The following is a 13,355-nucleotide window of genomic DNA, read 5'->3' as shown; positions in this document are numbered from 1 at the left end:
GGTGTCAATCCGTCGCCCCCCGAAATCAGGGGCCAGGGATTCAGCTCAACAAGGAGGAGGCTGCCGCCGAGGACTCGCGCAGCATAAGCGATGGCGAACGTTCTTCTGAGAATCCGGTCCACAACCAATATTATGCGAATCCAGCTTCTCATTCGCCCGCTTCAAGATCTCTCGCTGCGGCGTTCTTGTTCAGCCGCTTCGGCAAATAAATCAGCGGCGCTTTTGTGCGTTATCTTGAAATCGCGACCTGATAACGAGCAGAGAGAGGCAGACTGGCTCCACCAAGTGCTCTTGCATGAATCCCAACTGTACCTTCGCGAACCTCGGGCAGCGTAAGGCCTTCAACGTCGACGCGCGTAAGTGCATCGCGGATCGCGGCAACGAGACGGGCCTTTATCTCGGTCGGCATCCAGCCATCGATTATCGCGACCTCAAAGTCGATTACCGCACAGGCTGAGGCGATCGCGTAGGCCAGCGCCTCGCTCGCATCGGCGATCCAGATATCGACGTCCTCGCCCAGTTCGCCCCAATTCTGGGGTGAGGTCCACAGATGATTGGCATCAATGCCCCGGCGACTGAGCGCCTTCTCAAGCATGGCAATTGAGGCGCGGTCGATGAGTTGGGCGGGCTTTCCGTCTGATGACGGAACTGGCATCGAACCCAACGCCCCGGCATTGCCCGTCACTCCGCTAAAGAGGCGGCCATTCAGGACCACGCCCCCACCGGCAAATGCACCGATGTAAAAATATACGAAATCGCGCAGGCCCTTTGCGCCACCGAACGCGAGTTCCGCTCCGCATGCAGACGTTGCGTCGTTCTGGATGTAGACCGGAAACTCACAACGCGCCTGCAGATCCGCCCTGATGTCACGATCACGCCAATCATCCATCACCGAGGCCGGCGCACCGGCGGCGTCGACCCAGTTCCAGAGTTCAAACGGGATCGCGATCCCCAGCCCCGCGACTCGCTCCCTCAATCCAGCGGGAAGGCCAGCGCGCATAGCTTGCATACTGTCGGCGGCGAAGCCGACGGTATCTCCTGGCGTGGGATACCGATAGGACTGGCTCAGCATCGACCTGACGGTTCCCAGGAAATCGATCAACACGAGTTCAGAACTGCGCCGCCCAATCTTCAGACCGAAGAAGAAGGCCCCGTCCGGATTGAGCGCCATTGGCACTGAAGGTTGGCCGACCTTGCCACGGACCGGCGGTTGCCGGACCAGCAGGGAGGTTTGCTCAAGCTCTCGCATGATGACGGAAACGGTCTGGAGCGTCAGTCCGGTCAAACGGGCGATATCCGACTTGGCAAGCGATCCATGCTCGCGAACAAGCGACAGCACAAGCCGTTCGTTGTGATCGCGCATGTCGCTCTGATTGGTGCCGCGGCGAAGCCTGCTGCCGCCCGCATCAAAAGAGTCCTGTTTCGAGACGTCGACGTCCACCCTGTTCCCCGCATTTGATGGGCCAGGATGTTGTCCACTCTTTCCAAATGCCGTGCAAGGGGGTGAGATAAATAAATAAGAGTTATTTAGTTATTGACGTTTTCACGTTTTCGTGTTGACTCTTTAACACAGCCGACGCGGAGATGCGCGGTGCCGCTCAAGAGGTCGGCATAAGCCGATCAGGCGGTTCAAATCGGGAGGAAGATTGAATGACGCACACTGTCCTAAAATCCGTGCTTATCGGTGCGAGCGCCTTGGCCCTCAGCGCCATGGCCTTGCCAGCGTCGGCCGCCAATGTCGGTGCATGCCTCATCACCAAGACCGATACCAACCCCTTCTTTGTGAAGATGAAGGAGGGAGCGAGCGCCAAGGCCAAGGAACTCGGCATCGATCTCAAGTCTTACGCCGGCAAGATCGATGGAGACAATGAGAGCCAGGTATCGGCGATTGAATCCTGTATTGCCGATGGAGCCAAAGGCATCCTGCTGGTTCCCTCCGACTCCAAGGCGATCGTGGACTCGGTGAAGAAGGCGCGGGACGCCGGTATTTTGGTCATAGCTCTCGATACGCCGCTGGAACCCGTGGAGGCCGCCGACGCAACGTTTGCGACCGATAATTTCAAGGCAGGCGAACTGATTGGAAAATGGGCGAACGCGGCCTTGGGCGACAAGGCCAAGGGTGCAAAAATTGCCTATCTCGACCTCAATCCAAGTCAGCCCACGGTGGACGTTCTGCGTGATCAAGGCTTCATGAGTGGCTTTGGCATCAGCAAGATCGAGAATCCAACCAAAATCCAGGACTTTGGCGATGCTCGCAACGTCTGCCATGATGTCACAAACGGCAACGAGGAAGGCGGCCGTTCGGCGATGGAAAACTGTCTCCAGAAAGAGCCGATGATCGATGTCGTCTACACGATCAACGAACCTGCGGCCGCTGGCGCCTATGAGGCCCTCAAGGCCGTCGGCCGTGAGAAGGACGTCCTGCTTGTCTCCGTCGATGGCGGCTGCCCGGGCGTGAAGAACGTTGCCGAAGGCGTCATCGGCGCGACCTCCCAGCAATATCCGCTCAAGATGGCCGCCATGGGCATCGAAGCGATCAAGAAGTTCGCTGACACCGGCGAAAAGCCCAAGCCGACCGAAGGCAAGAAGTTCTTCGATACCGGCGCGACGCTGGTGACCGACAAGCCTGCTGCCGGTGTCGAATCCATCGACACCAAAAAGGGCAAGGATCTCTGCTGGGGCTAGCCGTCACAGCCAACAAGGCGCTCGTTCTCGCAACGCGGAGGTGGGCCGAAAAGCCCTCCTCCTTGCAGCAGACACCGACGCATGGGAGGAACCCAGAATATGACCGATCCTTCGGCAAATGCGGGGCGGCCACAGGAGTTCGAGAAGGTTCTCTCGGGCAGCGACACGTCCGTGGCCAGTTTCGATACACACAGCAAGTCTTCGCTGGAGAAAGCACAGCACTTTCTGCACGGCAACCCAGCGATGGTACCGTTGATTGTACTCGTCCTGTCGGTTGCTGTTTTCGGAGCAATCCTCGGTACGAAGTTTTTCTCGGCTTTTTCGCTGACCTTGATCTTACAGCAGGTCGCCGTCACAGGCATCGTCGGGGCGGCTCAGACGCTCGTGATCCTTACTGCCGGCATCGATCTCTCCGTCGGTGCTATCATGGTCCTGTCGTCTGTTGTGATGGGCCAGTTCACGTTCCATTACGGTCTGCCTGCACCGATTTCCATTCTCTTCGGCTTCGCCTGTGGCGCGCTTTGCGGCTACATCAACGGCGTCCTCGTCTCAAAAATGAAGCTGCCGCCCTTCATCGTCACGCTGGGCACGTGGCAAATCTTTCTCGCGACCAATTTCCTCTACTCGGCGAACGAGACAATCCGCAGTCAGGATATCTCAGCACAAGCCCCGCTCCTTCAGTTGTTCGGCGCGACGTTCCGCATCAGCGGAGCCGTTTTCACGGTCGGCGTGCTGGCAATGGTACTGCTCGTGGCTGTGTTTTGGTTCGTCTTGAACCACACAGCCTGGGGCAGGCATGTTTACGCGGTCGGCGACGATCCTGAGGCCGCTGAGCTCGCCGGTGTCGGCACAAATCGAATCCTGCTCCAGGTCTATACGATCTCGGGCGTGATCTGTGCACTCGCCGGATGGGTCATCATTGGGCGATTGGGGTCCGTTTCTCCTACCTCCGGACAGTTCGCCAACATTGAGTCGATCACGGCGGTCGTGATCGGAGGCATCTCGTTGTTCGGCGGTCGCGGCTCGATCCTTGGCATGATCTTCGGCGCTCTGATCGTCGGGGTATTCCAGCTTGGTCTTCGGCTCATCGGCACGGACCCGCAGTGGACGTATTTGTTGATCGGCGCACTGATCATCGGTGCCGTCACGGTCGATCAATGGATCAGAAAGGTTGCAGGCTAATGGCACAGGAACCCATTCTATCCGGACGTGGTCTCGTCAAACGGTACGGCCGCGTGACCGCGCTCAACGACTGCGACTTCGATCTCTACCCTGGCGAAATCCTGGCTGTCATCGGCGACAATGGTGCGGGCAAATCATCGTTGATCAAGGCTCTGTCCGGGGCTGTCACCCCGGATGAAGGGGAGATCAAGCTCGATGGAAAGGTCATCAACTTCAAGTCGCCCATCGAGGCTCGGGAAGCCGGCATCGAGTGCGTTTATCAGAATCTCGCCTTGTCGCCCGCACTTTCCATCGCGGACAACATGTTCCTCGGTCGCGAAATTCGTAAGCCCGGCCCCCTTGGAAAATGGCTTCGCATGCTCGATCGCCAGGCGATGGAAAAGCGAGCTCGCGAGAAACTGACTGAACTCGGCTTGATGACAATTCAGAACATCAGCCAGGCAGTCGAGACCCTCTCCGGTGGACAACGCCAGGGCGTGGCGGTTGCCAGAGCCGCGGCATTCGGTTCGAAGGTCATCTTCATGGACGAACCGACAGCGGCGCTCGGGGTCAAGGAAAGCCGTCGCGTGCTCGAGCTTATCTTGGATGTGAAGCGGCGCGGTCTGCCAATCGTGCTTATCTCTCACAACATGCCGCACGTCTTCGAGGTGGCTGACCGCATCCATATCCACCGGCTCGGGCGACGGCTTTGCATCATCAACCCACGAGAATACAGCATGTCGGATGCGGTTGCCTTCATGACCGGCGCCAAGGCGCCTCCTGAGGAATTGCTCGCCTCCTGAAGACGAAAAGAATGGCCGAGACGCCCATGATGGTCTCGGCCACCTTCCTATCGGCGAGAATTATGGGCCTGAACCGATAGCGTGTATCGGGCCATTGTAGTTGGTCACGACCCCAGTCGGCTACCGGGGTGACCCGGCCCGCCTCCGGAAAGTTGTCCTTCACTTGCACTAAAGCAAAATGCGTTCAGGTAGCAGCGGATTTCCAAGTTAGCGAATTGGCATCAAAAGCTTTTTGCGAATCTTGGCGATCCGATCTGAAGGTAAGACGCACAAGCCATGCGCTACTTTTGGCCGCCTTAGCGGGCTCGGCCTGTTTTATTGGACGCATCCGGTCAACAGGGACGTGCACGCACATTCGTGTGCACCGGCAGTGCCGATGCGGCTCGAGGATGTTCCTCGAAAGCCCTGTGCGTCGGGATATCTCCCGGATCGAGAAATAGTCCCGGTAGTGCCAACGTCGAATGACGCTCAACAATCCCATTTAGCGGCAGGGTTGGTCATTTCATGCCCGATGACGCGCCAGGGGGAGCTTCGAAGGCCGTGGCTCAATCCAGCGCCCGCTGAACTCCGCACAATATATTGAAATATAACGACTTTGATGCGGTGTGCGCCGTTCTACGCGAACTTATCTGACATAAATAGATAGATATTGACAGAATTTGAGAAGACGCCCTTACTGTTGTCGTTCAAGGTCTATCCAATATCGGCGTGGATCCGCTCGCTGCTGTTCGACGCCCAAGGCAAACCCAAGCCGTCCGATCAACGAGACGGCAGATAGCCAGACCGACGCGCGGCCGAGCATCCGTGCGTGGGCACGCAAATAAACATTCAAGGAGGAGGAAGTCTCATGCGAGGCAAATTTTTTCTGAGTGCAGGCATTCTTGCGTTTGCGCTGTCGACCTTATCCGCATTCGCCCAGCAAAAGGAAGTAACCGTCTGGTCTTGGTTCGTCCAGAGCACCATGCAAAAGTCCATCGATGCCTTCCAGAAGGCGCATCCGGACATCAAGGTCACCTATACCTATTACAACTACTCACCGGAATACATCACAGCGCTGAAGGCGGCGGCAGCCTCCGACAGCCTGCCGGACGTGATAGGCCTGCAGCCTGGCTCCCTCACGCAGCAATATCGTGATAATCTCGAGCCGATCGACCAGCTCGCCGCCAAGGCTTGGGGCGATGGCTGGCAGGACAAGGTGTTCCCGGTCAATCGCCGGCAGATGCAGATGGGCAATCCGCCCGGCGACAAGAACAACTATATCGTGCCGCAGGAATCGCAGGTTCTCTGCATCTGGTACAACCGGAAGCTGTTCGACCAGCTCAAGATCTCGGTTCCCAAGACCTATGCCGATCTCAAGGCAGCCGCGAAGGCGCTCACCGACGGCGGCTATATCCCGATGTTCCAGGGCGCTGCCGATGGCTGGCAGAACGAGAACGTCTTCCTGATGCTCGCCAACCAGTTCTCCGCCGGCATCGTCGACAAGGCGCAGGCGGGCCAGGCACCTTGGACATCGCCAGAACTGGTCTCGGCCATGAAGGCGTGGAAGGGCCTGTTCGATGACGCGATCTTCCAGCAAGGCGCCCTCGGCGCGCATGCCTATCCGACCGGCGCGCAGTTGTTCGCGCAGGGGCGCGTGGGCATGATGGCGCTCGGCTCCTGGTGGATGCAGGAAAGCAAGTTTCCGCCCCCGCTCTCCGAGTTCGTCCAGAACATGGACGGGTTCGACTTTTTCTACCTGCCGCCCGTCAAGGATGGCGTATCCGCCAGCCCGCCGGTCGGCGGCATCGACATCGGCTACGGCCTGACCAAGAATGGCGCCAAGCATCCCGAATCCTGGACCTTCCTGGCCGAGCTGACCAATGGTGTCGGCCTGCAGGAGGCGCTGAACGATCTCAACGATCTGCCGGCCTTCTCGGGCCATGAGCCGAAGGGCGACATCACCGATCACGTCAAGGAGATGTCGGCGCGCTTCATGGCCGATCTGCCGAAGGCCGAGAACCAGCGCTTCGCTTCCCCTGCCGTGTCCGAGGCCCTCGACAACGCCTTGGCCGGCGTTGCCGCTGGCAGCCTCGAGCCGGAAGCGGCGCTCGCTTCGGTCCAGGCAGCGACCGACAAGGCGCTCGGCAAATAGACCCTATCCCGACCGGGCGCCCCGCGCGCCCGGTCCCTTACCGGGGATGACAGGCATGCAGGCACAAGCCGGGCAAACGATCCTACTTGCGTCGCGACGGCCAGGACGGGGCCGCCTTCTTTCCTATGGCTTCGTGCTGCCGGCGGCGACGCTGTTCATCATTTTCATCGCCTATCCGATACTCTGGGTGATCGGCCAGAGCCTCTACGCCAGGAATGCGGTCGGCGTCCTGGCCCTGAGCGGCTTTGCCAATTATGCGGCCGTGCTTACGGATCCGACCTTCTGGGTCGTCGTGCGCAACATGGCGCTCTGGGCGATCATCACCATCCCGGTGCAGATGCTGATCGGCGGCCTGCTCGCCTATTTCATCGAGCGCCACACCCAGCGCCTGCGCGGCTTCTTCCGCACGGCGTTCTTCCTGCCGGTGGTGACGTCGGTGTCCGTCGTCAGCCTTGTCTGGGTGCAGATCTACGCGCCATATTACGGCATCGCCCAGGAATATCTGAAGCATCTCGGCATGGTGATGGTGAGTTCACCGATCGGCGATCCCAAATCGGCAATCTACGCGCTCATCATCGTCAATATCTGGCAATGGACCGGCTTCTCGATGCTCATGTACATCGCCGGTATCGCCAACATGCCGAGCGAAATACTGGACGCCGCCCGGGTCGATGGCGCGACGGGCTGGCGCCTGGCCGTGCATGTCGTCGTTCCGATGCTGGCACCCGCGACCAAGTCGCTGCTGCTGCTCGGGATCATCGGCACGCTGCAGACCTTCCCGATCGTCCATCTGATGACGGGTGGCGGGCCGAACCACGCCAGTGAAGTCTTCGGCACCTACATCTTCAAGCAGAGCTTCGTTCTCAATGATACCGGAGGAGGCGCGGCGCTCTCGGTCATCGTCCTGCTGCTCGCCCTCGTCCTGTCGCTTGTCCAGATTGTCCTCCTCGGCGCCCGCCTGACGCCCGCCTCGAAGGAGCGCCAATGACCAGCCTCGGCCGAAACCGACTGCATTCGCTGGCTGTCCATATCGTGCTCTTCGCAGTGCTGGCCCTGTGGATGGTTCCGCAGATCTACATGCTTTCCATCGGCCTCCGGACGCCGGCTCAGGCCTTCAATCCCGCGCTCGTGACCTGGCCTGTCACCCTGGACAATTTCGTGACGGTGACAAGGGACAACCCGCTGGGCCGGATCTTCCTCAACAGCCTCATCGTCACGGTCGCGACGGTCGCGATCGTCGTGGCGCTGTCGTCGTTTTTCGCCTTCGCCTGCGCGGTGCTGCGCTTGCGGGGAACCCTCTTCCTCTATGCGACGCTGCTGACGACGCTGATGGTGCCGCTCGCCTCGCTGGTGCTGCCACTGGCGATCCTTCTCAAGAACTTCGGCTGGATCAACACCTATATCGGCCTGATCCTGCCCTATGCCGCGCTCGGCGTGCCTTTCGCCATGGTGATCCTCAAGGCGTTCATGGAGGATTCGCCGCAGGAACTCTTCGAAGCTGCCCGTGTCGATGGTTGCAACCCCTGGCAGATCTATTGGCACGTCGCCCTCCCCCTCGTGCGGCCGGCGCTCGTCTTCGTCACGATCTGGCAGTTCATCGTGACCTGGAACGAGTTTTTCCTGGCCCTGATCGTTCTCACAAGGACCGAGTTGAAGACCCTGACCATCGTGCCGATGCAGTATTCCGGGCTCTATATGGCTAATCCCGGCGCCCTGTTCGCGATCCTGACGCTGATCGCACTTCCCCTGATCCTCCTCTATGTGCTGGTCCAGCGTGCCTTCGTTCGCGGGCTGCTGGCCGGCGCCGTGAAAGGCTGAGCCATGGCCACACTTTCCATCGACAGGATAACCAAGCGCTTCGGGAGCCATGCGGTCATACCCGAACTCTCGCTCACCATTCAGGACGGCGAGTTTTGCGTCCTGGTCGGCCCATCCGGCTGCGGCAAGTCGACTCTCCTCCGGATCATCGCCGGCCTCGAACCCACAAGCTCCGGCCGGATCCTGATCGATGGCGTCGACATGAGCGACGCCGAGCCGCCGGAGAGGGGCGTCGCCATGGTGTTCCAATCCTATGCGCTCTACCCGCATATGGATGTCAGCCGCAACATCGGCTTCGGCCTCCAGATCGCCCGCACGCCGCGGGCCGAGATCTCTGACCGCGTGGCGGCAGCCGCCGAGAAGCTGCGGCTATCCTCCTATATCCGGCGCAAGCCGCGGGAACTCTCCGGCGGTCAACGCCAGCGTGTCGCCATCGGCCGGGCCATCACGCGCAAGCCGAAGCTCTTCCTGCTTGACGAACCCCTGTCCAACCTCGACGCCGCGCTGCGGGTGGGAATGCGCCTGGAAATCGCCCGCCTCAAGGCCGAGCTCGCCTCGACCATGATCTATGTCACGCATGACCAGGTCGAGGCGATGACGCTGGCCGACCGCATCGTGGTGATGGATGCCGGCCGGATCGAACAAGTCGGAACCCCGTTGGATCTCTACGAGCAGCCGGCTAACCTTTTCGTTGCCGGCTTCATCGGTTCGCCTGCGATGAACCTCCTGAAGGGGAGGGTCGAGGCGGTTGGTGAGGCCGAGGTGAGAGTTGCGCTGGCTCTTGGGGCGAGCGTGTCCGTCGCGGTAACGGTGCCCTTGAAACCGGGAGACCCGGTCACACTGGGCATCCGGCCGGAACATCTTTCCTTTTCGCTCGACGGCGGCCACTCGGACTACGTTGGCGCGGCCTACGTGGTCGAGATGCTCGGCAGTGACACCTTCATCTACATGCGGCAGGGGGAGGAATCGCTGGTCATCCGCGACAGCGCAGGGCGTCGCGCCCACGCGGGCGACAAGATTGCCCTCTCCTTTCCGCCAAAAGCCTGCCACCTGTTCAACGCAGCCGGCCAGCGGATCTCGAATGCCGCCGCCATGTCCAGCCCATAACCGCGCCCCGGCGCTCGCGAAACGAACCAATGAAAGAATTCGCCAAGGAGGAAACCCATGACTGATTTCAACGGACGTACCATTCTCGTAACCGGAGGCAGCGGCGGCATCGGCGGCGCCACCGTGCGTCATCTCGTCAAGGCGAATGCCGACGTCATTGCGAGCGGCCGTTCGAAAGAGGCGCTCGCGGCGATCGCCAGGGAAACCGGCTGCCGCACGCTGGCCTTCGATCTGGCGTCCGAGCACGAGATCCGCGACGCGCTGGAGGGGCTCGACCTCTGGGGCGTGGTTAATTGCGGCGGCTTCGGCGGCGAGATCGCAACGCCGATGGACACCGACATCGCAATCTTCGACAAGGTCATCAGCATCAATGCGCGCGGCGCCCTGATCGTCACCAAATATGCGACCCAATCGATGGTGCGCCTGGGAAAGGGGGGCTCGATCGTCAATGTCTCGAGCCAGGCCTCCCTCGTCGCCCTGGATGGGCACATATCCTATGGTTCCTCGAAGGCCGCGCTGGACAACATCACCCGCGTCTCCGCGCTCGAACTCGGCAAATACAACATCCGCGTCAACAGCGTGAATCCCACGGTGGTGATGACGCCGATCTCCTCCGGCCACTGGAGCCAGCCTCACGTCGCCGAGCCCTTCCTCAAGCAGATGCCGCTCGGCCGCTGGGCGACGGAGGACGAGATCGCCGCGCCGATCGTGTTCCTTCTGAGCGACGCCGCCTCCATGATCACCGGCGTTTCGCTGCCGATCGACGGCGGCTATACCTGCCGCTAGAGCGTTTTACTTTCAGATCGAATCACCAAGAATCGCAAAACGCTTTTGATACCAGCAAGTTAATTTCGAAATTCGCTCCTCAATTTCTTCGACGACGTCGGTTTGCACCGACTGGATGAAAGCAAGCGCCTGTATCCGTTCGAGCGGAGGAGTGTTGCTTGATGCTGCCAACTGTTCGATGGCGGCCAGGCGCGCCGCTTCCAGTTTTGCGCGCGGAGCTTGCGTGGAGGGATTTTCGTCCCTGTTCCCAGGGCCGATCTCATAGAAAGCCCGGCGGTGCATTTGGAAAAGCAAGGCCGGGCGAAGTTTGAGTGGCGAGGGGTCGCTCGTCACCTGCAGAGACAACACCGGGGTGCAGGAGAAGTTCCGGGAAAATATGATGTCTCCCTATAAAAATTTTGCAGCCAGCTGGGACCCTCGAGGTGCCGCGAAACCCTCCCCTTGTCTGGGGGTACCTTCGGAATTTCGAGTGGCGTTACCGGGGCGATACAATCGGAACGATAGAGCGAGCGAAGCGTTCAATAAGCAGATGTCCAATTCGCATGGAGGAAAACCATGAAACGATTAGCTCTCATCGGCTTCTTGGCCACCGTGGGCATAGCAGCTATTCCGGCAACTTCTTTCGCTCAGAATGTGGATGCTGGCTGTCCGCGGGCCTATTATCGCACCGTCGACGGTTGTGTTCCCAACACGCAGGGCTTCTTCGCTCCTCGTTATCAGGATGAATCGAATACCGGCCCTCGTTACTATCGTGAGGCGCCCTCCGGCTACGACACGCCCCGGTATTATCCACCGCGCCACTACTACGTCGAGCCCGATGTCTATTAGGCTGGCCGTTTGAGCCACTGAGAAGAGGAAGGGCGAGCTGCCCTTCCTTTTTTGTGCGCAGGGCACCATCAGTGGCCGCGATTATAGCCGGATGATGTCGACACCTATTGGCGATCTCGCTGGCGCCCGTTGAGGCTCGCGTTCCCAAATCGGCTGTATCGGCGGTTGACGCCAATCGGGGGCGGGTGGCTGCGGCACCCAACCCATGGGTGGTGAAGGACGGTCTGGGATACAGGGATCCCAAGCAGAGCCCTGGCAACTTGTTATGGATGTGATCGGGTCAGCATTCGTTTGCGTCGGCGAGGCTTGTATCGCACTCGCTGCGCCTGCCAGGCCAAGGAATGCTGTGCACGCTAACAATCCCATTATTGATTTCATGCATGCCTCCAGCTCGCTGAGGATTTGCACGGTGCGTTGGATTCAACGCGCTATCGATGGGAAGGTTGCGGGCGGTCGGAGCGTGGCGGCCGAGCGGAACCGCGCGTGCCTTTTCGGCTCGGTTACAAGCGGCAACTGCATCGGCGATGAATTTCGCGCCTTCTTCGGCAGTCTCAACAACCTTGGTTCCGATGACGTTATCCGTCCATAAGGATATATCGATCGGCGTCTGCTCCGATTTGGAAGATGCGAGATGAGTGCGCTACGGCTGTTGCTTGGAGATTTAGCTCCTCTTTCAACTCACCGATCATCTTTGATGCATCCGCCTTGGTCAGCCCAACTGGAGGCGATTCTCGCTTCGCCTGCTCGCACAGCATGGTCAGGTATGAAGCCTGGGCGACCGGCAGGAAAAAGCTCCAGCGCAGTCACCAACAGCGGCCGCGTGGACTCACGCCCCGGCACATGACGGAACAGTTTCATGGCTGAAAGAGTTGTCACACGGCGAGCCGAAAATTGAATCATCATGGCGCGCACCGCCGCGAAAGAATTTTCGTAAGAGAGGTTATTAGATGAATAGATATACATTAGTCGCCGCTGCTTCACTCGCAGGCGTCATTGCGTCAGTAGACGTCGCTTCGGCTATGCCCGTTGCGGCAAGTTCTCCTGACAACACGGTTATTCATAATGCGGATTGGCACCACCACGACTACCGTTACCACAACTATCGCGACTACCGTTACCGCAACTATCACGGTTACCGAGACGGATACTATCCGCGCTATGGATACTATCACCACCACCACGGCCCGATCGGGAGATTGTTGCATCACCTGTGAGCGGTGATGGAGAAACAGTCGGTACAAAATCGGTCTCCGTCTTATTCGCCGGATTGTGACCTGTCGGTACAGAGGTAGAATTTGAGCGCCCTTACGGGCACCCTCGACCGGCGTTTCCCCTCCGATCTCCGCCGGTCATCGGGGTTAGGCCCGGCGCTGCCCCAACCCGGCGCCGGGCCACTCCGGGCGTTACGAGGCCTATCTCATGGAAGGCCCTGCCTCGCAGCTTCGCTGACAAGATTGACCGGCGGGCGACTGTCGAGTTGAAGCCCGTGAGGGCGATAGGAGTGATGGCCTAATGATGGCCTAAGCCGCTACTCGGCCCTGCCACCCGCGGTCCCGCTTCGCTGGGAAGTCATCTTGGTCGTAAACCGTTTGAATCGCGCCTAGATCCATCAATGAAGCGCCCTGATCCCTCAGGATCTGGGCGCCCATCTGCCGTCTCGAGCTCGGCGCCCAATCTACAAGCACCATCCGTACGGCTCTCCACAGCGGCATCGGCCCAAGCTTGGTCGCCCGCGTGATTTCCCTGGTTCCGGGCGGCTCGTCGCTGTCCTCGCTTGTGGTGACAATTTCCACCCATTCTTCGTAATCGATCGCGCTCATGGCGTCCCCAGCGGCTCACAGAAAATGATGCCCCTGGAGGTAGTATTTGCCGACCCGTGGGCAAGGGCTGCAAGCGATGCCCCGACCAAATAAATCAATTTAATTCCGGCACCCCGATTTTAGCACCCAGGGACTTTTTCGCATGCCCGAACTATGCATTTTCCGACGCCATTGGCATTGACCCCGAAACCGGCCGGAACCTACCCACAATCGCCG

At 59.7% G+C, this 13,355-nt stretch carries 14 protein-coding genes; 9 read left to right on the top strand and 5 right to left on the bottom strand.

The annotated features are described in order from the left end of the window. Positions 1 to 229: 229 nt before the first annotated feature. The gene (locus QQL24_RS08045; RefSeq protein ID WP_431310656.1) at positions 230 to 1,441 is read right to left on the bottom strand and encodes an ROK family transcriptional regulator; all 1,212 of its coding nucleotides are present in this window, start codon (positions 1,439 to 1,441) and stop codon (positions 230 to 232) included. 209 nt (positions 1,442 to 1,650) lie between these two features. Here QQL24_RS08045 and QQL24_RS08040 point away from each other — a divergent pair, with 209 nt between their 5' ends. The 8 genes from QQL24_RS08040 to QQL24_RS08005 all read left to right on the top strand — a co-directional run bounded on the left by QQL24_RS08040 (position 1,651) and on the right by QQL24_RS08005 (position 10,491). After that, positions 1,651 to 2,685 (top strand): sugar ABC transporter substrate-binding protein, encoded by a 1,035-nt coding sequence (locus QQL24_RS08040; protein WP_284311448.1) that lies wholly within the window; start codon positions 1,651 to 1,653, stop codon positions 2,683 to 2,685. Positions 2,686 to 2,784: 99 nt separating this feature from the next. Continuing rightward, positions 2,785 to 3,867 (top strand): ABC transporter permease, encoded by a 1,083-nt coding sequence (locus QQL24_RS08035; protein ID WP_284311447.1) that lies wholly within the window; start codon positions 2,785 to 2,787, stop codon positions 3,865 to 3,867. Further along, entirely contained in the window at positions 3,867 to 4,649 is a 783-nt protein-coding gene (locus tag QQL24_RS08030; protein WP_284311446.1) for an ATP-binding cassette domain-containing protein, read from the top strand. Before QQL24_RS08035 ends, QQL24_RS08030 begins: the two co-directional genes overlap by 1 nt. A gap of 847 nt (positions 4,650 to 5,496) precedes the next feature. Next, positions 5,497 to 6,780 (top strand): ABC transporter substrate-binding protein, encoded by a 1,284-nt coding sequence (locus QQL24_RS08025; RefSeq protein WP_431310655.1) that lies wholly within the window; start codon positions 5,497 to 5,499, stop codon positions 6,778 to 6,780. A gap of 55 nt (positions 6,781 to 6,835) precedes the next feature. Beyond that, a complete protein-coding gene (locus tag QQL24_RS08020; protein ID WP_284311443.1) occupies positions 6,836 to 7,768 on the top strand; it encodes a carbohydrate ABC transporter permease in 933 nt (310 codons plus the stop codon). Further along, a complete protein-coding gene (locus QQL24_RS08015) occupies positions 7,765 to 8,598 on the top strand; it encodes a carbohydrate ABC transporter permease (protein WP_284311442.1) in 834 nt (277 codons plus the stop codon). The genes QQL24_RS08020 and QQL24_RS08015 overlap by 4 nt, the downstream gene beginning before the upstream one ends. Positions 8,599 to 8,601: 3 nt before the next feature. Then, positions 8,602 to 9,705: an ABC transporter ATP-binding protein gene (locus QQL24_RS08010; protein WP_284311440.1), complete on the top strand. Its 1,104-nt coding sequence runs from the start codon at positions 8,602 to 8,604 to the stop codon at positions 9,703 to 9,705. A 57-nt stretch (positions 9,706 to 9,762) separates the two neighbouring features. Further along, the gene (locus QQL24_RS08005) at positions 9,763 to 10,491 is read left to right on the top strand and encodes an SDR family oxidoreductase (RefSeq protein ID WP_284311439.1); all 729 of its coding nucleotides are present in this window, start codon (positions 9,763 to 9,765) and stop codon (positions 10,489 to 10,491) included. A 12-nt stretch (positions 10,492 to 10,503) separates the two neighbouring features. On the opposite strand, the gene QQL24_RS08000 is transcribed toward QQL24_RS08005, so the two are convergent. Continuing rightward, positions 10,504 to 10,824, bottom strand: a complete 321-nt coding sequence (locus QQL24_RS08000; RefSeq protein ID WP_284311438.1) for a hypothetical protein — start codon at positions 10,822 to 10,824, stop codon at positions 10,504 to 10,506. Positions 10,825 to 11,046: 222 nt separating this feature from the next. On the opposite strand from QQL24_RS08000, the gene QQL24_RS07995 reads away from it, so the two are divergent. After that, entirely contained in the window at positions 11,047 to 11,319 is a 273-nt protein-coding gene (locus QQL24_RS07995; RefSeq protein WP_284311437.1) for a hypothetical protein, read from the top strand. Between the two features lie 575 nt (positions 11,320 to 11,894). Here the strand turns inward: QQL24_RS07995 and QQL24_RS07990 are convergent. From QQL24_RS07990 to QQL24_RS07980, 3 genes are all read right to left on the bottom strand, one after another. Then, complete coding sequence (locus QQL24_RS07990) at positions 11,895 to 12,074, bottom strand: hypothetical protein (RefSeq protein WP_284311436.1); 180 nt, start codon at positions 12,072 to 12,074, stop codon at positions 11,895 to 11,897. Then, positions 11,998 to 12,282, bottom strand: a complete 285-nt coding sequence (locus QQL24_RS07985; protein WP_284311530.1) for a hypothetical protein — start codon at positions 12,280 to 12,282, stop codon at positions 11,998 to 12,000. The genes QQL24_RS07990 and QQL24_RS07985 overlap by 77 nt, the downstream gene beginning before the upstream one ends. Before the next feature lie 557 nt (positions 12,283 to 12,839). Then, positions 12,840 to 13,139, bottom strand: a complete 300-nt coding sequence (locus tag QQL24_RS07980; protein ID WP_284311435.1) for a hypothetical protein — start codon at positions 13,137 to 13,139, stop codon at positions 12,840 to 12,842. Positions 13,140 to 13,355: the final 216 nt, after the last annotated feature.

It is taken from the genome of Labrys miyagiensis, from assembly GCF_030160835.1.
GTDB lineage: Bacteria > Pseudomonadota > Alphaproteobacteria > Rhizobiales > Labraceae > Labrys > Labrys miyagiensis.
This window is presented reverse-complemented; position numbering and strand designations above follow the sequence as displayed.